Origin of the sequence: Cupriavidus basilensis, assembly GCF_000876015.1 — a bacterium.
Classification (GTDB): domain Bacteria; phylum Pseudomonadota; class Gammaproteobacteria; order Burkholderiales; family Burkholderiaceae; genus Cupriavidus; species Cupriavidus basilensis_B.
Genome location: NZ_BBQM01000008.1, coordinates 1 through 21,615 on the forward strand (window position 1 = coordinate 1; position 21,615 = coordinate 21,615).

A 21,615-nucleotide genomic window follows, 5' to 3' on the forward strand; every position below is an offset into this window, starting at 1 on the left:
TTTGATGTTGACTTTGACTTTGATGTTGACTTTGACTTTGACTTTGACTTTGACGTTAAGTCTTTGACTTTGAAGTTAAGCCTTTGACTTTGATTCTAGTCTTTCAAAGACTTCGACTCCAATCCTTCCCCCCTCCCCCACCGGCAACCCCAACACCGCCCGGACCCCCCGTCCCTGCACGCCCTCGCCCAGTTCCACCGTGCCGCCGAAGCGCGCCGCCATCTCGCGCGAGATGGCCAGCCCGAGGCCGGAGCCGGGTTCGGTGTTGCCCACGCGCCGGTAGAAGCGCGCAAACACCTTCTCGCGTTCTTCGGCGGGAATGCCGGGCCCGTCGTCCTCGACGACAAGGCGGGCCACGTCGCCGGCGCGCGCCGCAGACAGCGTGATCCGGCTGCCGCGCGGTGAATACTGGATGGCGTTGTGGACCAGGTTGGCGAACGCCTCGCGCAGCAGCGCGGCGTCGGCGCGCACCGGCAGCGCCAGCCCGGCGGGGCGTTCCCAGCCGAAGTCCTGCTGCTTGCCGCGCGCCAGCGGCAGGTAGTCCAGCGCGACCTGCTCGGCCACCGCCACGGCGTCGGTCAGCGGCGGCGGCTCGGCGTCGCCGGGGCTGTCGCTGCCCGGATGCTGGCGCACGCGCGCCAGCGCCAGCAGCTGGCTGGTGAGGCGCGCGGCCTGCTCCAGCTGGGTGACGATGCCGCCCACGGCCTCGCGCGCGGCCTGCGGCGCGTGGGCCGGATCGGCGCCGGCGCCCAACTGGCGCTGGGCGAACTCGGCCTGGGTCTTGAGGATGGCCAGGGGCGTGCGCAACTGGTGCGCGGCGTCGGCGATGAACTGCGCCTGCGCCTGCGCCATCGCGCTGGAGCGCGACACGTGCAGGTTGACCGCGTCCACCAGCGGGCGCACTTCGAGCGGCACGTGGTCGAAGGCCAGCGGCGTGAGGTCTTCGGCCCGGCGCGCCTGCACGTCGTCGCGCACGCGCGCGAGCGGGCGCAGCACATAGGTGATGCCGGCCACCAGCACGCCCGCGCTGACCAGGATCAGCAGCACGTCGCGCGCCAGCGCGCCGCGCCACACGGTGGCGATCAGGTCCAGGCGCGGCTCTGCGCTCTCGGCCACCTGCACGATCACGCGCATGTTGGCGTTGGGCCGGTAGACCGGGTGCGCCAGCGCGGCGATGCGCACCGGGTCGCCGCGGTAGTCGGCGTCGTAGAAGCGCGGCTGGTTGCTGGCCAGCGCGCCGGCCGGCAGCGGCAGGTCGTCGTAGCCGGTGACGGTCTCGACCTGGCCGTTGCGCTCGAGCGAGACGCGGTAGAACACGTGGGTCTGGGTGGCGGTCTCGAACATTTCCATCGCCGCGTCGGGCAGCGCGATCTGCACGCTCTCGCCGGCCATGCCGATGGCGTTGTCGATGGCGCGCACCGAGCCGTACAGCGAGCGGTCGTAGGCGGCGTTGGCGGCGTCGCGCAGCGTGCCGTAGGTCAGCCAGGTGTCGAGCGCCATCATCGCGGCCAGCGCCGGCACCAGCAGGACCAGCAACTGGCGGCGCAGGCTGCCCTGCAGCCAGCGCCGCAGCCAGTGCCGGGGCAGGCGGTGCAGCATCAGGCCGGCCCTTCCGGTTCCAGCAGGTAGCCGAAGCCGCGCAGCGTGACGATGGTCACGCCGTGGCCGGAGAGTTTTTTGCGCAGGCGGTAGACCAGCACTTCGATGGCGTCGGGGCTGACATCGGCGTCGAGCGAGAACACCTTGTCGAGCAGTTGCGCCTTGGTCAGTGGCTGGCCGCTCCTGGCCAGCAGCGCGCCCAGCAGCGTGGACTCGCGCGGGGTGAGCGCCAGCGGCGCGCCGCCGAGCGTGAAGCTGCGGGTCTCGCCGTCGAACACCAGCGAGCCGCACTGCAGGCGCGGATGGGCGCGCCCGCGGCTGCGCCGGATCAGCGCCAGGATGCGCGCCTCCAGCTCGGCGATGGCGAACGGCTTGGGCAGGTAGTCGTCGGCGCCGAGGTTGAGGCCGCGCACGCGCTCGTCGAGCGTGTCCTGCGCGGTCAGGATCAGCACCGGGGTGCGGTCGTCGCGCCCGCGCATGGACTTGAGCACGGACAGGCCGTCCTTGCCGGGCAGGCGCAGGTCCAGCACCACCGCGTCGTATTCCTCGGCGATCAGCCGCGCCTCGGCCTGCAGGCCGTCGGCCACGTGCTCGATCACGAAGCCGCCCTGCTCCAGCGCGCGCGCCACCCAGCGCGCCAGCTCGATCTCGTCTTCCACCAGCAACAGGCGCACGCCGGTCCTCCCATGCTCGATAAGCGTCCGTTGTTCACAATGCGGCACAGCGGCCGCCGCGGGGGACTGGCCGCGGGCGCCTATAATACCTCCGCCCCGGGCCGGGCGCGGCGTGCGCGCCAGGGCCCTGCCAGGCAGCGATGTCAGCCCCGATGGTTCCAGCCTTGCGCAAGTTGCCCCCTGCCCACGCCCTCTCTTCCGCCCCGGCCGGCCCGTCCGCGCCGGGCACCGCCGCGCCGCCGAGCCGGCGCCGCCGCCGCGTGCTGGCCGGCGCCGCGGCGCTGGGCGCGGCGTGGAGCGCGGGCCTGAGCGCGCCGCTGCGCGCGCAGTCCGCGCCGCCGGTGCCGCCCGGTTATCCACAGAGCTATGCCGAGATCATCGCGCGCGCGCTGCGCGAAGGCGCGGTCAACGTGCACGCCTCCACCGACGCCGACATCGCCCAGCCGCTGGTGAGCGCCTTCGAGGCGCGCTACCCGGGCATCAGGGTGCGCTACCGCGAGCTCAACACGGTGGAGCTCAACGACGGCTTCCTGGCCGAAGGCGCGCGCCTGGCCGCCGGTGAGCCGCCCGGCGCCGAGACCGCCGACGTGCTGTGGAGCACGGCGATGGACCTGCAGATCAAGCTCGTCAACGACGGCCACGCGCTGCGCTACGCCTCGCCCGAGCGCGCCGGGCTGCCGGCCTGGGCGGCGTGGCGCGACGAGGCCTGGGGCACCACCTTCGAGCCGGCCGTGATCGTCTACAACCGGCGCCATTTCGCCGGCATGCAGACGCCGCGCAGCCGCACCGGGCTGGCGCGGCTGCTGCAGGAGAACACGCCGCGCTGGCGCCAGCGCGTGGTGACCTACGACGTGGAGAAATCGGGCGTGGGCTACCTGCTGGCGCAGCAGGACGCGCGCATGGGCGACGAGTTCTGGTACCTGGCGCAGGCGCTCGGGCGCTGCGGCGTGCAGTTGTCGGCCTCCACCGCGAACATGATCGAGCGCATCGCCTCGGGCGAGTTCGTGATGGGCTACAACCTGCTGGGCTCGTATGCGCTGTCGCTGATGGAGCGCGGCGCGGAGATCGACGTGATCGCCCCGCGCGACTACACGCTGGTGATGTCGCGCGTGGCCTTCATCGCGCGCCGCGCGGCGCATCCCAACGCGGCGCGGCTGTGGCTGGACTTCCTGCTGTCGCGCGCGGGCCAGACCGTGCTGGGGCAGAGCGCCTCGCAGCTCTACACCATCCGCACCGACACCGACAGCGTGCACACCGCGGCGGCGCTGGCCGAGCGGCTGGGCTACGCGCTCAAGCCGATCAGCGTGGGCCCCGGCCTGCTGGCGGCGCAGGACACGCTGCGCAAGCGCGCCTTCTTCGCGCGCTGGCGCGACGCCACGCGCGGCTGACGGAACGGGTGGCTGGGCGGGGGCTGCCTCAGCCGGCCTTCGTGCCGCGCGCAGGCCTGGCGGTGGCTTTCGGCGTGGTTTCCGGGGCTGTCTTCGCTGCCGTTTTCGAGGCGGCCTTCCGGGCCGGCTTCGGTGCCGCCTTCGGCGCAGCTTTCGACGCGGCCTGCTCCGCCTCCTTGGCTTCCTTGGCCTGGGCTTCCTGGCACATCGAATCGATTTCCTCGTTCAGCGCGGCCACCGGCGGCGCCACGTAGCCCTTGCGCAGGGCCGGCGACAGCCGCAGCGTGTCGATGAAGGCATCCGACACGCGCGCGGCGTTGGTCTCCAGGTCGAAGTCCTCCGGCGCGAACAGCCAGTGCGACAGCATGCCGCCGATGGAGGCGTGGAAGACATTGACGGCGAGGTCGAGGTCGAGGTCAGCCGGCAGCTGGCCGCGGTCCACCGCCAGGCGCAGGTGGTCGCGCATCTTCACCGTGCCTTCCTGGTGCGACTGGCGCTGGCGCTGGAAGATGGCGCCGTTCTCCTCGACCATCTCGCACTTGTGGAAGACGATCTCGAACACGCGCCGCCATTGCGGGTTTTCCACGGTCTGGCGCAGCGCGAACGCGCAGATGTCGCGGATGCTGCCGAGCGGGTCTTCCTTGCTGGCGATGCGCTCGGGCTCGCACAGCGCCTCGAGCGGCAGGTGCACGCGGTCCGACATGGCGGCGAACACGTCGCTTTTGTTCTTGAAGTGCCAGTAGATGGCGCCGCGGGTCACGCCGGCGGCCTCGGCGATGTCGGCAAGCGACGGGCGTGCCACGCCGCGGGCGTGGAACACGGCTTCCGCCGCGTCGAGAATGCGGTGGCGCGTTTCTAGCGCCTCTTCCTTGGTGCGTCTGGCCATGATGTTCTCGGCTGCCGGCCAGGTCTGGCCGGTCTGTTATCTCTCCCGGGTGCAGTCGACGGCGCCGCCGGGCACGGGCATGCGCTAGCGCGCGCGGCCTTCGCCGGGCCGCTGATATATGGGGCAATTATCGCCGCATTGCAACAGACACTTACATACATGCGCGAATGTATCTATAATACGCGTTCGCCTGACGTTCAGCCAGCCCGGGCGGGCTGACGCGGCGCCGCGATTTCCGCGCCCGTCCTGCCGTGGCGGGCGGTTTTCCGCGGCGTCCCGCCGGCGTGCCGTGGCCCGGTTTTTCCATTTGTCACACGCGTAGCGCCAGCGCGCCCGTAAGTGACCAGCAGCACTCTTTATGCCCGCCGCCGGCCTTTGCCGGCCGGCGGGCCGCGCCGTATCCGCGCACGCTGCCGGAAGCGCATGCGGCCGATCTCAAATTGCCATCATGGGGTTATCGATGAGGAAGTCCCAACGTATTACCTGCGTTGCCGCTGCCGTTTTGTCGGCGCTGGCGCTCACCGCCTGTGGCGACAAGCAGCCGCAGGGCGGCGCCATGCCGCCGCCCGAAGTGGGCGTCGTCACCGTGACGCCGACCACGGTGTCGGTCATCAATGAGCTGCCGGGCCGCCTCGAAGGCGTGCGCACCGCCGAGGTGCGCGCGCGCGTGGCCGGCATCGTGCTGTCGCGCAACTACCGCGAAGGCGGCGAGGTCAAGGCCGGCCAGCTGCTGTTCAAGATCGACCCGGCGCCGTACCAGGCCCAGCTCGAATCGGCCAGGGCGAGCCTGGCGCGCGCCGAGGCCAATGCCGTGGCCGCGCGCCAGAAGGCCGAGCGCTATAAGCCGCTGGTGGCCGTGAACGCGGTCAGCAAGCAGGAGTACGACGAAGCCGTGGCCGCCGCCGGCCAGGCCGCCGCCGACATCGCCTCGGCCAAGGCTGCCGTCACCACCGCCCAGATCAACCTCGGCTACACCGCCGTGACCGCGCCGATCGGCGGCCGCGTGGGCCGCGCGCTGGTGACGGAAGGCGCGCTGGTCGGCAGCGGCGAGGCCACCAAGCTGGCCACGGTCGAGCAGGTCGACCCGATCTGGGTCACGTTCACCCAGCCCGCCAGCGAAGTGATGAAGCTGCAGCGCGCCATCGGCAGCGGCCAGGTCAAGGGCGTGGACGGCGGCGCGCGCGTGCACCTGTTCATCGAGGACGGCCGCGAGTACGAGCAGACCGGCAAGCTGCTGTTCTCCGACATGACGGTCGACCCGACCACGGGCGCCATCACGCTGCGCGCGCAGTTCGCCAATCCCCGCCGCGAGCTGCTCTCGGGCACCTTCGTGCGCGTGAAGATCGAGCAGGGCGTGGACGAGAACGCGCTGACCGTGCCGCAGCGCGCGCTGGTGCGCACGGCGCAGGGCGCCTCGGTGCTGGTGGTGGGCGGCGACGGCAAGGTGGCCTCGCTGCCGGTCACGGCGCCCCAGGCGGTCGGCGAGAACTGGATCGTCACCGCGGGCCTCAAGGGCGGCGAGAAGGTGATCGTCGAGGGCCTGCAGAAGGTCAAGGTGGGCGCGCCCGCCAAGGCCGTGCCGTTCGCGGCGCCCGCTGCCGCGCCTGTTGCCGCCCCCGCCGCCGCGCCTGTCACCGCCGCTTCCGAACCGGCCGCGCAGCCGGCCAGCGCGGGCGCCTCGGCGCCGGCGGCGGTCGCCGCGGAGGCGGACGGCAAGGCGGCCGGCAAGGCAGACAAGCAGGCCGGCGCCAAGCAAGGCTAATCACAGCGCAATACCAAGGGAGCCAGTTCTATGGCCAAGTTTTTCATCGACCGGCCGGTGTTCGCGTGGGTTGTCGCGCTGATCATCGTGCTGGCAGGGGTGCTGTCGATCCTGCAGTTGCCGATCGCCCAGTATCCCAACATCGCACCGCCGACGATCTCGGTCACGGCGACCTACCCGGGCGCATCCGCCAGGACGCTCGAAGACTCGGTCACGTCGGTGATCGAGCAGGAGCTCAACGGCGCGCCGGGGCTGCTGTATTACCAGTCCACCAGTGAAGCCACCGGCCTGGCGACGATCACCATCGCCTTCGATCCGAGCTCCAACGTCGACCTCGACTCGGTCGAGGTGCAGAACCGCCTCAAGCGCGTGGAAGCGCGCCTGCCGGCCGAGGTGCGCCAGCAGGGCGTGCGCGTGGACAAGGCCGGGAACAACTACATGATGTTCCTGACGGTCTCGTCCAAGTCGGGCCGGGCCGATGCCATCGAGCTCGGCAACTACGTCTCGGCCAGCGTGATCGACTCGATCCGCCGCGTGCCCGGCGTGGGCCAGGCCGACCTGTTCGGCACCGAGTACGCCATGCGCATCTGGGTGGACCCGTCCAAGCTGACGGGCTTCAACCTGACGCCGCAGGACGTCACCGCGGCCATCGCCGAGCAGAACGTGCAGGTCGCCGTGGGCGAGCTGGGCGGCGCGCCGTCGCCCAAAGGCACCGAGCTCAACGCCACCGTCACCACCGAAAGCCGCCTCACCACGCCGGAGCAGTTCGCCAACATCCTGCTGCGCGTGAACCCGGACGGCTCCTCGGTGCGCATCAAGGACGTCGGCCGCGTCGAGCTCGGCGGCGCCGACTACTCCACGCTGGCGCGCACCAACGGCAAGCCGGCCGCGGCCATCGCCATCAAGCTCGCGCCGACCGGCAACGCGCTCGCCACCGCCACCGCGGTGCGCGCCAAGATGGAGGAGCTGTCCAAGTTCTTCCCGGGCGACTATGCGTACAGCGTGCCTTACGACACCTCCGCCTTCGTCCAGATCTCGATCGAGGAAGTGATCAAGACCCTGCTCGAAGCCGTGGTGCTGGTGTTCCTGGTGATGTACCTGTTCCTGCAGAACTTCCGCGCCACGCTAATTCCCACGCTGGTGGTGCCGGTGGCGCTGATGGGCACCTTCGGCATGCTGCTGGCGTTCGGCTTCTCCATCAACGTGCTGACCATGTTCGGCATGGTGCTGGCGATCGGCATCCTGGTCGACGATGCCATCGTGGTGGTGGAGAACGTCGAGCGCATCATGAGCGAGGAAGGCCTCTCGCCGCGCCAGGCCACGCGCAAGGCGATGGGCCAGATCACCGGCGCCATCGTCGGCATCACGCTGGTGCTGACCGCGGTGTTCATCCCGATGGCGTTCTTCTCCGGCTCGGTGGGCAACATCTACCGCCAGTTCTCGCTGTCGCTGATCTCGTCGATGGCGTTCTCGGCGCTGCTGGCGCTGACGCTCACCCCGGCGCTGTGCGCGACGCTGCTCAAGCCGGTGGAAGCCGGCCATCACCACGAGAAGCGCGGCTTCTTCGGTTGGTTCAACCGCGGCTTCGCGCGCGCGGCCACCGGCTACCAGGGCGTGGTCGCGCGCATCCTCGGGCGCGCCGGGCGCTACCTGGTCATCTACGCGGTCATCCTGGCCGGCGTGGTGGTGCTGTACATGCGCCTGCCCTCCTCGTTCCTGCCCGACGAAGACCAGGGCTACATGATCACCGTGGTGCAGTTGCCCAACGGCGCCACCCAGGAGCGCACCCTGGGCGTGCTCAAGCAGATCGAGGACTACTACCTGCAGAAGGAAAGCAAGGTGGTGGACCAGATGATCACGGTGGCGGGCTTCTCGTTCTTCGGCCGCGGCCAGAACGGCGGCATCGCGTTCGTCAAGCTCAAGGACTGGAAGGAGCGCACCGGCGCGGACGAGACCGCGCAGGCGCTGGTGGGCCGCGCGTTCGGCACGCTGTCGTTCATCAAGGACGCCATCATCTTCCCGCTCAACCCGCCGGCGATCTCCGAGCTGGGCAATTCCTCGGGCTTCGACTTCCGCCTGCAGGACCGCACCGGCCAGGGCCACGCCAAGCTGATGGAAGCGCGCAACATGATGCTCGGCATGGCCGCGCAGAATCCGGCGCTGGCCGGCGTGCGCCCCGAAGGCCAGGAAGACGCGCCGCAGCTGCAGATCGACATCGACCGCGAGAAGGCGCGCGCGCAGGGGGTCTCGGTGGCGGACATCAACGCCACGCTGGCCATCGCGTTCGGCTCGTCCTACGTCAACGACTTCATCTACGAAGGCCGCGTGCGCAAGGTGATCGCGCAGGCCGAGGGCAGCGACCGCAAGCTGCCCGACGACCTGAGCAAGCTGCGCGTGAAGAACAAGAACGGCGACATGGTCGCGTTCGCCTCGTTCTCCACCTCGCAGTGGATCATGGGCTCGCCGCGCCTGGAGCGCTACAACGGCCTGCCGGCGGTGAAGATCGCCGGCCAGGCGGCGCCGGGCCACAGCACCGGCGAGGCGATGAAGATCATGGAGGACAACTTCGCCAAGCTGCCGCCGGGCCTCGGCTTCGAATGGTCCGGCCAGTCCTATGAAGAGCGCCTGGCCGGCTCGCAGGAGCCGATGCTGTACACGCTGTCGCTGATCATCGTGTTCCTGTGCCTGGCCGCGCTGTACGAAAGCTGGTCGATCCCGGTCTCGGTGCTGCTGGTGGTGCCGCTCGGCGTGCTCGGCGCGCTGCTCGGCGTGACGCTGCGCGGCATGCCCAACGACGTGTACTTCAAGGTGGGCCTGATCGCCACCATCGGCCTGTCGGCCAAGAACGCCATCCTGATCGTGGAGTTCGCCAAGGACCTGCAGGCGCAGGGCCGCGGCGTGATCGAGGCCACGCTGGAAGCGGTGCACCTGCGTTTCCGCCCGATCCTGATGACGTCGATGGCCTTCATCCTGGGCGTGCTGCCGCTGGCGATCGCCACCGGCGCGGGCTCGGGCGGCCAGCGCGCGATCGGCACCGGCGTGATCGGTGGCATGATCACGGCCACGGTGCTGGCGATCTTCATGGTGCCGGTGTTCTTCGTGGTGATCCGCAGCCGCTTCAAGGGCCGCGCGCCCGAGCAGGACCTGGACCAGGACCCGAAGCAGGATCAGAAGTGGCTCGAACCCAAACAGGAACTCTGACCATGACCAAGACACTGACCACGCTGTTGCTGGTGGCGGGCGTCCTCTCGGGCTGCACGCTGGCGCCGACGTACGAGCGCCCCGCGCCGCCGGTGGCCACGCAGTACCCGGCCGCGCCCGACGGCTACGCCGCGGCCGAGGTGAAGACCGGCGAGACCCGCCGCGCGGCCGACATCGGCTGGCGCGAGTTCTTCCGCGACCCGCGCCTGCAGGCGCTGATCGCGGCCTCGCTCGAGAACAACCGCGACCTGCGCACCGCCGTGCTGCGCATCGAGGAAGCGCGCGCGCAGTACCAGGTGCAGCGCGCCGACCTGCTGCCCACGGTGAACGCCACCGGCGGCTACACGCGCCAGCGCATCTCGGGCGCGCAGTTCGGCTCCAGCCAGGCCGGCACCTCGATCTCCGAGTACTACCAGGCCGGCGCCGGCATCACGTCGTTCGAGCTCGACCTGTTCGGCCGCGTGCGCAGCCTCTCCAACGCGGCGCTGGCGCAATACTTCTCCACCGAGGAGGCGCGCCGCGCGGCGCAGATCTCGCTGGTCTCGGAAGTGGCCAAGGCCTACCTGTCCGAGCGTTCCTTCGCCGAGCAGTACGAGCTGGCGCAGAACACGCTGCGCACGCGCGAGTCCACGCTGGACCTGGCGCGCCAGCGCTTCGACGCCGGCGCCACCTCGGCGCTGGACCTGCGCGACAACGAATCGCTGGTGGCGCAGGCGCGCGTCTCGGCCGCGCAGCTGGCGCGCCAGCGCGCGCAGGCGCAGAACGCGCTCGAAGTGCTGGTGGGCAAGCCGCTCGGCGGCATCGCGGACCTGCCCGAGGCGATGCGCCTGTCGGACGAGCGCATCATCAGCGACATCCCGGCCGGGCTGCCGTCGGACCTGCTCGAGCAGCGCCCCGACATCCGCCAGGCCGAGCAGCAGTTGCTGTCGGCCAACGCCAACATCGGCGCCGCGCGCGCGGCCTTCTTCCCGCGCATCACGCTCACCGCCAACGCCGGCGCGATCAGCCCGACCTTCTCGAGCCTGTTCGATTCCGGCACCGGCGTGTGGTCGTTCGCGCCGCAACTGACGCTGCCGATCTTCGACTACGGCCGCAACCTGTCCAACCTGGACCTGGCCAACGTGCGCAAGAACATCCAGGTCGCCAGCTACGAGAAGACCATCCAGACGGCCTTCAGCGAAGTGGCGGACGCACTGGTGGCGCGCGGCACGCTCGAGGAACAGGTGCGCGGCCAGGAACAGGTGCGCGACGCCGAGCAGGCACGCTTCGAACTGTCCACGGTGCGCTTTCGCAGCGGCGTGGCCAACCAGCTCGACCAGCTCGACGCGCAACGCCAGCTGTTCACCGCCGAACAGGCACTGATTCAGGCGCGCCAACTGCGCCTGAACAACGCCATCGACCTGTACCGCTCGCTCGGCGGCGGCCTGGCCGAAGCCGGCCCCGTGGCGTCAGCCGACAGCATCAAGCCGGCGGTGACCGCGCAGTAAGGCGGCCACAGATAGCTGGAGGTTTGCTCCCCTCTCCCATGAAATGGGAGAGGGGCGCAGACAATCGGTACGCCGGCCTGGCAGGCAAAAAAAGCGAAGCGCACATGCGCTTCGCTTTTTTTATGGGACGAGGGCAAAGAGAAAGAAAAAAAGGGAGCCACCGAGCCCACCACGAAACCAGTGCCGATTGAGACATCGCTCCCATCCGCCCCGGTCGCGGCAGCAGCCTGAAGGGCTTGGGCCACCGCCATCATGCAGCGCCACCACGAATCGAACGCCATTCGCGATGCCGCAGGCAAGCAACCCGGTAGCGTCAGCAGCCTCATCGAAGCCAACGCCCGCACCACGAAACCACCACCAGAAATAAAGTCTGAGCGCCCAGCCCCCCTGCAAGGGGTCGTTTTCTTTTGGTTACTTTTCTTTGTCGAGACAAAGAAAAGTAACGATCTTCACCAAGCCCGAACCACCAAAACCGCTCGCGCCTCAAGGCCCACAGAAGCCAGAACAAAAATCCCAAGCCCGAACCACCAAAACCGCCCGAGCCTCAAGGCCCACGAAAGCCCGAACAAGGACCCAAAGCCCGAACCACCAATCAAGCCCGATCCCCAAGGCCCACAACAGCCAGCACAGGACCCCCCAAATCCCCGAACCCGACCACCTGCGCTAGCATAACAATCCCCGACGCCAACCCTCCCCCACCCCAATGGAAGTCCGCCCCCTGACCCCCGACGACCTAGACTTAGTCTGCTACCACCGCGAAGAAATGTTCCGCGAAGCCGGCCGCGACGACGCCGTCCTGCGCGCCATGACCGAACGCTTCCGCCCGTGGCTGGAACCGCGCCTGCGCGACGGCGGCTATTTCGGCTTCGTGCTCGCCGAGCACGGCCGCGCGGTGGCGGGCATCGGCCTGATGGCCATCGACTGGCCGCCGCACCCCGCCCATCCCACCCAGGACAAGCGCGGCTACGTGCTCAACGTCTACGTGGAGACGTCCCACCGCAAGCAGGGCCTGGGCCACCGGCTCATGCAGCTGGCGGAGGAGGAGTTCGCGCGGCGCGGCGTGCAGTACGCGATCCTGCACGCGACCGAGATGGGCCGGCCGCTCTACGTCGCGCTCGGCTGGCACGCCACCACGGAGATGGCCAAGGACCTCAGTCCGGCGGCGTGTCCCTGAACGCGGGCAGCGCTTCGGCGGCGGCGCTGAACGCCGCGAGCGCCGGGTAGGCTGCGGCGTCGGCCGCCTGCGGCAGCATCATCTGCGTGAAGCGCCACGCCACGGCGGTGGTCACGTCGGCCTGCGTGAGCCGGCGCTCGTCGGCCGGCGGCGCGGTGCCGGCGATTTCCTTTTCCAGCGCCGCGTAGGCCGCGCCAAGCTGGCCGCGCACGCGCGCGAGCCACGGCTCGTACTGTTTCTCGTCGGGCCGCAGGTTGCATTCGTAGACGATCTGCACGGTCTTCTCGCAGGCGGCCAGCGCCAGCCCGGCCACGCGCAGCGCGTGCTGGAGCGCGGGCAGGTCCGCCGGCATCAGGCTGCGGCCGGCCAGCGCCGCCAGGTAGTCGAGGATCAGCCCCGACTCCATCAGCACCGTGCCGTCGTCGCACACCAGCGTGGGCGCCTTCACCACCGGGTTGATGGCCTGGAACTGCGTGAACGTGCGGAACACCGACACCGGTTTGTGTTCGAACGGCACCCCCAGCAGCCGCAGCGAGATGGCCACGCGGCGGACATAGGGCGAGTCGAGCATGCCGATGAGTTGCATATTGCCTCCAAGGAAAAGCCGGCCCGGGAACGGGCCGGCGAGGCATCAGCATAATCGATCCGCGGCGCGCCGCCGCGCCGGCTTCAGAACTTGTACGTCGCCGCCACGAACACGATGATCGGGCTCGGGCTGATGTCCGCCTTGGAGGTGGACAGCACGGTGCCGTCGGCGGCCTTGACGATCATCGACGAGGTGGTCTTGAGCGGGATGTACGTCACCGACGCGGTCAGCCCCCACTGGTCGGTGATGGCGAACGAGCCGCCCAGGTTGAACACCGGCGCCCACGAGCTCGACGCCTTGGCCTCCACCGAGGTCGGGCCCGGCTTGCCGGCGCCGGCCGCCAGCGTGGCGCCGAGGTTGTTGTTGACCGACGCGGCGAAGGCCGGGTTGAGGTCGATGTTGGTGAAGAAGTTGTACGACACGCCGATGCCGACGAACGGCCGCACGCGCGCGGTCGGCTCCAGGAAGTGGTATTGCGCCATCACCGCCGGGCTCCACTGGCGCGCGCCGGTGATGATCGGGTTGAGGCTGGGGTCGCCCAGTGGCTGGCGGCCCAGCGCGCCGGCCGGCCCCGGCGGGATCAGGTCGCCGTGGCCGTGGAGCTTGAACTTGGGCGGCACGCCGGCCACCGTCGTCAGCGCGATGTGGTCGGTGAAGAAGTGGCTCACGGTCAGGCCCAGCGTGTCGGCGTTGGAGGTGCTGATGCTGCTGCCCGGCGCGCTGAACGAGGACGGCAGCCCGAGCGGGCCGTTGATCGGCGCGTCGATCACGCTGGTGGTGAAGGGGCTGCTGTGCCCGCTGGTGCTGATGTGGAACCAGCCCAGCGCGACCACGTTGTCGCCGGCCTTCTGCGCGTGCGCGGCCGGCATGGCGCCGAGCCAGGCCAGTGCCGCGGCCAGCAGCGGCGCGGCGAATCGAATGGCGTTCATCGTCATGTTGTGTTCCCGGATGTGTGTGGATCGCATGGCGGTCATTGCACGAACGCGCCGATGGTGAAATACGGGCTGCCGCCGCGCGACTCGAGGAAGCCGAACACGCCGCCGGTGAACATGAACTTGCCGGTCGGACCACCCGCGGCGCCACCCTTGCGCGTGGTCGTCACCACGCCCGGCACCTGCTGCGCGTAGTCCAGCGCGAACGCCGTGGCCAGCGACGCGTCCGAGGCGCGGAACGGGTCGAGCATGGTGGCGTCCGGCCCCACCAGCGCGGTGGTGCGGTAGTCGAAGCTGCTGTCCACGCCCACGTATTCACCGTTGACCGAGCCCTGCGCGACGGCCGCCGCCGGCGCCATCATGCCGATGCCGATCTCGTCGTCGGCACCGAGCGGCATGCCGCCCAGCACGCCGCCGATCGAGCCGCTGGCGTAGCCCACGCGGATCATCACCGGCACCAGCTGCCCGCGCAGCTTGCCCACGATCAGGTAGGCGCGCCCGAGCGTGCCGCCCAGCGTGGGCGGCAGCTCGGCCGCGTAGTTGGTCGACAGCAGCGCGCCGCCGGCGGTGGGCACGAACTTGTTGCCCTTCTGCGCGCAGGTGCCGCCGGGCTTGTTGTCGCACACCAGGAACGAGCCGTCGGCCGCCAGCGTCATGCGGTAGTCCTGCGCCACGGTCTGGAAGTTCTTCGACGGCACCTCGTGGAAGCCCGAGCCGTTGTACTGGCCGGCGATCTTGCCGAGGTCGGTCTCGGTCTGCGCGAAGCCGATGAACTGGAAGTACGGGAAGGTGGTGTCGGGCACCACGCCCGCGCCGGCCACGCCGTCGAACTGGATGCGCGCGCCGGGGATGGTGCCGCCGGCCACGCCCTCGCCCACGAACAGCCGCGCCGGGCGGTTCGGGTCCAGGCTGGCGCCGGCGAGCTGGAACGCGCACTGGTTGAGCTTCTCGGTGGGCAGCCCGGTCTCGGGCTGCAGCTTGCCGCTCATCACGTTGCTGCCGCTGGCGGTGTCGCTGCGCGTGGGCTGCACGGTGCCGGTGGCGCGCGGCACCGACGAATCGAGGAACGTCACCTGCCAGGTCATCTTGCTGGTGTCGATCTGCACCTTGACCAGCTCGCCCGAGCCGGTGCCGCCGGTGAAGGTGGTGGTGTAGTCGAGCGCGGCCGGGCACAGCCGCACGGGGATCGCCGCGGCCGGCGCGGCGCTGGTGTGGTCGCCGTCGCCGCCGCCGCCGCAGGCGGCCAGCAGCGCGGCGCCGGCGAGCGCCAGCGCGTAGCGCGCCAGCCGGGACGCGCGGCGCGCGCGGGCCGGCGAAGAGAACGCCGGCCGCGCGCCGGACGACGGGAAAAGGGGGGCCTTGTGCATGATGTCTGTCTCCTGAAGCGCCTTGTGTGCGGCGCGTGGTTCCTGGCCTGTTGTTCTGTTTTTCCGCGCGGGTGCCGTGAGGCGGCACCGTGCGCTGCCGGCCGCCGCGCGCGCCTCCTCCGGGCGCGCGCGGCAAGCTTCGATGCCTGCCGGCTCAGGGACTGGCGAATACGCTGACGCGGAAGGTCGGGTTGGCGCCGCCGGTGCCCGCGAGGTGCGCGAAGGCGTGGCCGGTGGCGATCAGCGTGCCGGTGGTGCCGCTGTTGTCGGTGGTGCCGATCTGGCCCGGGCGGGCCTGCGAGAAGTCGAGCTGGAAGGCGCCCTTGACGTTGGTGGTGAGCGGGTCGACCAGGCCGACCAGCTTGTCCTGCACGATCGACGAGGTGTAGACGAAATCGCTGCCCGAGCCGACGTAGGAGCCGTTGAGCTGCGCGCTGGTCAGCGTGGCGGCCGGGGCGAGGAAGGCCAGGCCCGATTCGTCGTCCACGTTGATCGGGTCGAGCAGGTCGGTCAGGTCGATGTGCGCGTAGCCGGTGCGGATCAGCAGCGGCACCAGCGCGCCGTTGAGCTTGCCCGCGACCAGGATGCCCTTGGCCTTGGTGGTGGGGCCGCTGACCAGCGACTGCGTGTAGAAAAACGGGTATTGCCGCGTGCCGGCGTCGTTGTTGCTCTCGAACGCGCCGTCGTTCTGCGCGCGCGGCCGCCACGGGTTGCCGGTGGACCGGCAGCTGCCGCTGGCCGCGGTGCAGGTGCCGTCCGCGTTCAGGGTCTCGACGGTCTGCGCGGTGGCGGGGATGAAGTTGCCGGCCGGGAACAGGTTGCCGCCCGACGGCACCAGGTGGTAGCCCAGCATGTTGTAGGTGCCCGCCACCTTGGCGAAGTCCGTCTCGGTCTCGGCGAACGCCAGCACCGGGTAGATCGGGAAGGTCTTCGCGGGGATGGCGCCGATCGGCGCGCCGATGCCGAGGTCCACGCCGGGATAGGAGATCGTCGCGCCCGGGATGCCGCCGCCGGCCACGCCGTTGCCGACGAAGATGATGGGCGGGTCGGCGGGGTCGATGACGGCCTGCGCGCCGCCGTCGGACGGCACCGCGCTGCGGATGGCCAGCGCGCAGCGGTTCTGCTCGGCGCTGGGCAGAGAGGTCAGGCGGGCGATGGTGCCGGTGTAGGTCACGCCGGCGCGCGTGGGCTGCACGCTGCCGGGCGCCTTGGGCACCGGCGATTCGAGGATCTGCAGCCGGTACGTGAGCGCCGTGGTGTCGAACTGCATCTTGACGAATTCGCCGCCGCCCGAGCCGCCGGTGTAGACGGTGGCGTAGTCGAGCGAGGCCGGGCACAGCGGCGCCGGCGCGGGGCCGGACTGCGCGGGGCCGCTGGCGGGGCAACTGCCGGTGCTGGCGCAGGATGCGACCTCGGCCGAGCCGGGGCTCGGCGCATCGCCGCCGCCGCAGCCGGCGAGGGTCAGCGCCAGGCTTGTGCCAGCCAGCGCCGCAAGGCCGTTGAATACATTCAAGCGGGCCATCGTTTGTCTCCTTTTTATCGGTTTTGTATTTTTGTGTCGTGCCGGTTTGTCCGGTCTTGTATATGACCTGTTGTGCAGTGACTCTCGCCGTTCGCCCGCGCGAGCGTCAATAGAGCGCCCGTTCCAAACACCGCGCGCCGCGCGCCCGCCACCGCCATGCAGGCGCTCGCGCCGCCTGTTCAAACCGCGGCGCGCCCGCGTGCGCGGCGCAATTCAAACGGCGCGCGCGGCTTCCTCGCGCGGCGCCGGGTCCGGCGGCATGGTTTCAGAACCTGTAGTCGCCGTTTTTCGCGTCGAACGTGTCGGTGTCGAATGTCTTGCGCACGGCCTTCTCGAAGACAATCTTCTCCACCATGTTTCCATCGGCGTCCCACGCGGTCTCCACGCGCGGCCACGGGTTCTTGAGGTCCAGCATCAGCTGCACGCGCTTGGCGTAGTAGCGCGGCGCGCCGGCGGGCAGCTCCCAGGTCAGCGCCACCATGCGCGTGCCCTGCTCCGGCACGATCTCGGCGCGCGCGAAGCGCTCGGAGAGGCCGGCCGCGCGCAGCGAGCGCGCGTCGCGCTCGAGCATCGCCACCACGTACTGGAAGCCGAGGTCGCGCACGGTGTGGTTGGACTGCGCGCGCGCGATGGTGCCGTCGAGCGCGATCCACATCGAGGTGAAGCCCAGCAGCCCGCCCAGGTGGCCGTACATCTCGTCCTTGCGCCGGGTCTCGTCGTAGAGGATCTCCTGGCCGGCCTGGCTGCCGCCGGGCAGCCACTTCGCATAGAGCTGGCGCGGCGCGTGGCGGTAGCGGATCAGCATGCGCGCGGGCTGGTCCTGCCACTGTCCGTTGAGGCGCTCCTGGCGCGTCATCCAGTACTCGTACTCGGGATAGCGGCTCACCTCCGCCTTGGCCCACAGCAGCGGCGTCTCGGGCTGGAGCGCGTTGAACACGGCCAGCAGCTGCTCGTCGGGCAGCTTCGCGAGCTCGCCACCGGCGACCTGCTTCGAGAGCAGCGCGGCCTGCTGCTGCGCGGACAGGCCGTCGTAGGCGGTGCCGGCCGGCGTGGCGGCGGTGGCGGCGGTGGCTGGTGTGACGGATGCCTGGGCATGCGCGACGCCCGGCAGCGCCATTGCGATCACGCCGGCGGCGGCGAGGCCGCGCAGCAGGCCGGCGGGCCGGGCCCCCGGGAATGCGCGCAAGGCCTGGCGCAGCGTCTGGAAAGAGAGTGGCTTCATGATGCGGGTCTCCTGTCACGGCACCGTGCTGCGCCAGGCGCGCGTGGCGCGAAAACGCGGGCAGCAGCGGGCCGGCGCGTGCTCGCGGCACGCGGCGGGTCGGCGAAGCGGATTGCCTGGGCGCGGGTCGCCAGAGCAGCGGCGGGGATCGTGGAACGGCAAGACCCCGCCACCGGGCGAAGCGCGCGGCCGGGCGGCGGAAGGCGCGGCCGTGCGCGCCGGCGGTCGGCCGGCGCGCGGGACGCGCCGCTAGGTCCTGGAGCGGGTACGCATCCAGTCGTCGAGCGGATTGCTCGGGAAGACGATGGGCGGGTGCTCGCGCGCGCCGCGCACCGCCATGCTGGTGACGGCGGCGCGCGTGGCGCCCTCGTTGCGCGCGGTGCGGCGCGTCTTGCGCGCGGCCGCGGCGTGCGCGTCGGCGCGCTGCGCCTGTTCGGCCACCAGGCCGTCGAGCGAGGCCTGCGTGGCGCGCTCCTCGGCGTGCTGGGCCTCGCCGATCACGAACACGTCCTGCAGCGCGCACAGTTGCTGGCTGGCCGGCACCGGCGCCTTGAGCGCGGCGATCACCATCGCGCTCAACTGCGCCAGCACCTGCGCGTCGCTCACGTCCTTGCCCTGCGTGAAGGCTGGCAGCAGGTTGCCGAGCTCGTCGCCGGCCAGCACGCCGGCCAGCGCCTTGAGCGCGAAGTTCAGCCGCCAGCCCAGCTCCTGCGGCGGGATCTCCGGCAGCGCGCGCGCGAAGGCGCCCGAGAAGCGGCCGAACACCGGCGCGTAGTGGCCGAGCAGGTAGGACTGGATGAACGGCGAGGTGTCCGAGTACACGCGGCCGAGCAGCCGCAGGAACGACGGGCCGCCGAGCTCCGGCTCGCGCGCCATCTGCAGCGCGGGCACGAACAGCGCGCCCATGACGTGCTCGCAGCGGATCTGGTTGCCGGGCCAGCGCGCCTCGCAGGCGTCGAGCACGGCCAGGCGCCGCGTGTTGAGCGGGTCGAGGCGGCGCCCGAGCACCGCCTGCATCATGATCTCCTTGCTGCGGAAGTGATAGTTGACCGCGGCCAGATTGACGATCGCGCGCGAGGTCACTTGCCTGAGCGAGGTGCCTTCGTAGCCGACCTCGATGAACAGGCGCTCGGTGGCGTCGAGAATGCGGGCCTTGGTGTCTCCTGCCGTGCCTTTACCGGTCTTCATGGGGGGCGCCTCTTGTCTTGTCATGCATCGAACCCCGGCAAAATGCCATGCCGTTCCTGCTCCCTGCTCTGTCGGCAAACGGATGCTTGAAACGGTTGTACGGAGCCTAGCCAGCGCCGCGAGCGTTTCACAAGCGCAAAATTTGAGGGTTGCCTCTAACGTTGTCTCCAACGCTGCCTCGGACTCCGCCTCCTGCGTCGTGGTGCCGCGCGCGGGGCGCGCCGGCTCCTTGCGCGCCCGTTTTAATTGTGGACTTGAAGCGCGCGAGCGCGCACCGCTTTGTTTTACCCCTCTTGCGTGGGGCGGCCGGGCGGCGCTCACCGCACCAGCCGCGCGGCCAGCCCGTGCGCGTTCTGCGCGCTCAGCGCGAACACCGACAACTGCGGGTTGGCGCCGATGCTGGTGGGAAACACGGAGCCGTCCAGCACTGACAGGTTGTTCAACTGGTGATGGCGGCCGCCGCTGTCCACCACGCCGAGCCGCGGCTCGTCGCTCATGCCGCAGCCGCCCATCAGGTGCGCCGAGAACAGCGCCGCGCGGAACTTGGCCAGCGGCAGCGCGGCGATGCCCGCGCGCGCGCTGGCCCAGTCGGCGTAGTACGGCGCGTCGAGATGCGCCGGCCGCACCCGCAGCGCGCCGGCGGCGAACTGCGCCTCGGCCATGCTCAGCCACGCGCGCCGCACGCCGTCCCAGAGGTAGTCGTTCATGTCGTAGTCGAGCACCGGGCTGCCGTCGCCGGCGATGCGCACGCGCCCGCCTTCGCTGTGCGGCACGAAGCCGTCGCGCAGCAGCGCCAGCATGGCGTTGGTGCGCGGCAGCGCGGCCATGTCGGCGCGCAGCGCCTCGCCCACGCTGCCGAACACGCCCGCGCTGATGCCGGGCAGCAGCGGCGGCACTTCGAGCTTGTAGCCGATCGCGCCGGTGGCGCCGTCTTTCCACTGGAAGTGGTCCGAGGCGACCGACTGCGGCGCGCCGTAATACGGGTCGACCTGCTCCGGCATCACCGCGATGCTCAGGTTGACCGGATGGATGAAGGTGCGCAGGCCGAGGCGCTGGTGCGGGTCCGGCGCGCGCGAGCGCAGCAGCAGCGCCGGCGTGTTGATGGCGCCGCCGGCGGCCACGTAGTGGCGCGCGCGCACCGTCACCGCCACGCCGGTGGGCGTGCGGCCGTCGGCGCCGAGCGCCTCGCCGGCGAGCGCGCCGACGGTCTTGCCGTCGTGCGCGAACGCGCGCACGCGCACGCGGTGCACGAGCGTGGCGCCGCGCGCCAGCGCGGCGGGGATGGTCGACACCAGCATCGACTGCTTGGCGTTGACCGGGCAGCCCAGGCCGCAGTAGCCGGAGTTCCAGCAGCCCTTCACGTTGCGCGGGATCACGTGCGACTCCCAGCCCAGCTTGTCGCAGCCGCGCTTGAGCACGCCGTTGTTGCCGTTCGGCGCCATGCCCCACGACGCCACCGACAGGCGCGCCTCCATGCGCTCGAACCACGGCGCCATGTCGGCCGCGGCGTGGCCGCTCACCGCGTGGTGCGCGGCCCAGTGCGCCAGCGTCTGCGGCGGCGTGCGGAAGCTCGACGACCAGTTCACGGTGGTGCTGCCGCCGACCGCGCGGCCCTGCAGGATGGCGATGGCGCCGTCGGCGGTGGCGCGCGCCGCGCCCTCCTGGTAGAGCTCGCGGTAGGCGCGGCCTTCGTCCATGTCGCGGAAGCTGTCGGAGGTGCGCAGCGCGCCTTCCTCGAGCAGCACCACGCGCAGGCCGGCATCGCTGAGGATCTCGGCGGCCACGCCGCCGCCGGCGCCGCTGCCGACGATGGCCACGTCGGCGTCGAGCGCGAGCGGCGCGGCGAGCGTGGCGGCGTCCACCACGTTCCAGCCGGACGCGATGCCGGCGCTGTAGAGGTCGGGTACGGTCATGGCGTCAGGCGTGCAGTGCGTTGAAGACGGCGGGATTGGGGCCGGGATAACCGGCGCCGGCCCACGCGGCGGGCAGCAGGTAATAGGCCACGCCGCACAGCTTGACCAGCACCACGGCGCCCGCGTTCAGCGTGGCGAAGCGGCTCGCGCGCCAGCGCGCGAGAAAGCGCCGCGCCTGCGCCGCGTCGGTGTGCCGCCAGTCGTCGCGCACGCCGCCCAGCACCCGGCGCAGCGGGCCGATGGCCAGCAGGTCCAGCAGCTTGCGCAGCTCGGCGCGCGCGTTGGCGTCCATCGCCGCGCAGGTGTCATCGATATTGTGCAGCGCCTGGCCGAGATGCAGCGCGCGCTGGCCGGGCTCGCGCGCGGCCAGCTCGTCGGCCACGGCGGGCAGCAGCGCGCCGAACAGCGCCACGTCGCCGTCGCGCAGGAAGCGCATGCCGGCGGCCGGGTTCGTGGGCGCGGGCGCGCAGCCGCTCAGCGCCGGGAGCAGTCCCGCGCAGGCCAGCGCCGCGGAAAAACCGAGCCCGACCTTGAGGAAGCCGCGCCGCGAGAGCGCGCCGGGCGGCGCGGTGCATGGGGCGTGCATGGTGTCTCCTTCTCTTGTTCTCGTGCGCCTCGGGACTGCGTGAACTCGTCGATCGTTGTCGATTGCCCGCATTGACGCTCGCCGCAGTCTGGATCAAGATCGGCCCCCGGTCTTGATTCCGCATGACA

Annotated in this window: 15 protein-coding genes and 1 pseudogene; 5 read left to right on the plus strand and 11 right to left on the minus strand. The window is 70.7% G+C overall.

Annotation, left to right across the window (positions count from 1 at the left end):
* Positions 1-75: 75 nt before the first annotated feature.
* Together KF708C_RS05215 and KF708C_RS05220 are read right to left on the minus strand one after the other, a co-directional pair.
* Entirely contained in the window at positions 76-1,599 is a 1,524-nt protein-coding gene (locus KF708C_RS05215) for a sensor histidine kinase (RefSeq protein WP_059410963.1), read from the minus strand.
* Complete coding sequence (locus KF708C_RS05220) at positions 1,599-2,273, minus strand: response regulator (protein ID WP_029044414.1); 675 nt, start codon at positions 2,271-2,273, stop codon at positions 1,599-1,601. The genes KF708C_RS05215 and KF708C_RS05220 overlap by 1 nt, the downstream gene beginning before the upstream one ends.
* A 281-nt stretch (positions 2,274-2,554) precedes the next feature.
* Here KF708C_RS05220 and KF708C_RS05225 point away from each other — a divergent pair, with 281 nt between their 5' ends.
* The gene (locus tag KF708C_RS05225) at positions 2,555-3,661 is read left to right on the plus strand and encodes an ABC transporter substrate-binding protein (protein ID WP_059410973.1); all 1,107 of its coding nucleotides are present in this window, start codon (positions 2,555-2,557) and stop codon (positions 3,659-3,661) included.
* Positions 3,662-3,854: 193 nt separating this feature from the next.
* Here the strand turns inward: KF708C_RS05225 and KF708C_RS05230 are convergent.
* A pseudogene (locus KF708C_RS05230) lies at positions 3,855-4,547 on the minus strand (TetR family transcriptional regulator); the annotation flags it as partial.
* 460 nt (positions 4,548-5,007) lie between these two features.
* On the opposite strand from KF708C_RS05230, the gene KF708C_RS05235 reads away from it, so the two are divergent.
* From KF708C_RS05235 to KF708C_RS05250, 4 genes are all read left to right on the plus strand, one after another.
* Positions 5,008-6,309 (plus strand): efflux RND transporter periplasmic adaptor subunit, encoded by a 1,302-nt coding sequence (locus KF708C_RS05235; RefSeq protein WP_029044413.1) that lies wholly within the window; start codon positions 5,008-5,010, stop codon positions 6,307-6,309.
* A gap of 30 nt (positions 6,310-6,339) precedes the next feature.
* Positions 6,340-9,510, plus strand: coding sequence for an efflux RND transporter permease subunit (locus KF708C_RS05240; protein WP_020206804.1), 3,171 nt, complete (start codon positions 6,340-6,342; stop codon positions 9,508-9,510).
* A 2-nt stretch (positions 9,511-9,512) separates the two neighbouring features.
* Positions 9,513-10,997: an efflux transporter outer membrane subunit gene (locus tag KF708C_RS05245; RefSeq protein WP_059410965.1), complete on the plus strand. Its 1,485-nt coding sequence runs from the start codon at positions 9,513-9,515 to the stop codon at positions 10,995-10,997.
* A gap of 703 nt (positions 10,998-11,700) precedes the next feature.
* Positions 11,701-12,171: a GNAT family N-acetyltransferase gene (locus KF708C_RS05250; protein WP_059410966.1), complete on the plus strand. Its 471-nt coding sequence runs from the start codon at positions 11,701-11,703 to the stop codon at positions 12,169-12,171.
* On the opposite strand, the gene KF708C_RS05255 is transcribed toward KF708C_RS05250, so the two are convergent.
* The 8 genes from KF708C_RS05255 to KF708C_RS05290 form a co-directional block, all read right to left on the minus strand.
* On the minus strand, positions 12,149-12,757 hold the full coding sequence (locus KF708C_RS05255) for a glutathione S-transferase family protein (RefSeq protein ID WP_059410967.1): 609 nt from the start codon (positions 12,755-12,757) through the stop codon (positions 12,149-12,151). The two genes, KF708C_RS05250 and KF708C_RS05255, sit on opposite strands and share 23 nt — an antisense overlap.
* An 83-nt stretch (positions 12,758-12,840) precedes the next feature.
* Positions 12,841-13,686, minus strand: a complete 846-nt coding sequence (locus KF708C_RS05260; protein WP_029044377.1) for an OmpW/AlkL family protein — start codon at positions 13,684-13,686, stop codon at positions 12,841-12,843.
* A gap of 41 nt (positions 13,687-13,727) precedes the next feature.
* Positions 13,728-15,056, minus strand: coding sequence for a DUF2957 domain-containing protein (locus tag KF708C_RS05265; protein ID WP_082079439.1), 1,329 nt, complete (start codon positions 15,054-15,056; stop codon positions 13,728-13,730).
* A gap of 154 nt (positions 15,057-15,210) precedes the next feature.
* On the minus strand, positions 15,211-16,578 hold the full coding sequence (locus KF708C_RS05270) for a DUF2957 domain-containing protein (RefSeq protein WP_020206620.1): 1,368 nt from the start codon (positions 16,576-16,578) through the stop codon (positions 15,211-15,213).
* 265 nt (positions 16,579-16,843) lie between these two features.
* Positions 16,844-17,695 carry a DUF1571 domain-containing protein gene (locus tag KF708C_RS05275; RefSeq protein WP_059410975.1) on the minus strand — a complete coding sequence of 284 codons (852 nt, stop codon included), beginning with the start codon at positions 17,693-17,695 and terminating at the stop codon, positions 16,844-16,846.
* A gap of 354 nt (positions 17,696-18,049) precedes the next feature.
* On the minus strand, positions 18,050-18,988 hold the full coding sequence (locus KF708C_RS05280; protein WP_020206618.1) for a TetR/AcrR family transcriptional regulator: 939 nt from the start codon (positions 18,986-18,988) through the stop codon (positions 18,050-18,052).
* A 317-nt stretch (positions 18,989-19,305) separates the two neighbouring features.
* The gene (locus KF708C_RS05285; RefSeq protein ID WP_059410968.1) at positions 19,306-20,901 is read right to left on the minus strand and encodes a GMC family oxidoreductase; all 1,596 of its coding nucleotides are present in this window, start codon (positions 20,899-20,901) and stop codon (positions 19,306-19,308) included.
* 4 nt (positions 20,902-20,905) lie between these two features.
* Positions 20,906-21,487 carry a hypothetical protein gene (locus KF708C_RS05290; RefSeq protein ID WP_059410969.1) on the minus strand — a complete coding sequence of 194 codons (582 nt, stop codon included), beginning with the start codon at positions 21,485-21,487 and terminating at the stop codon, positions 20,906-20,908.
* Positions 21,488-21,615 lie beyond the last annotated feature (128 nt).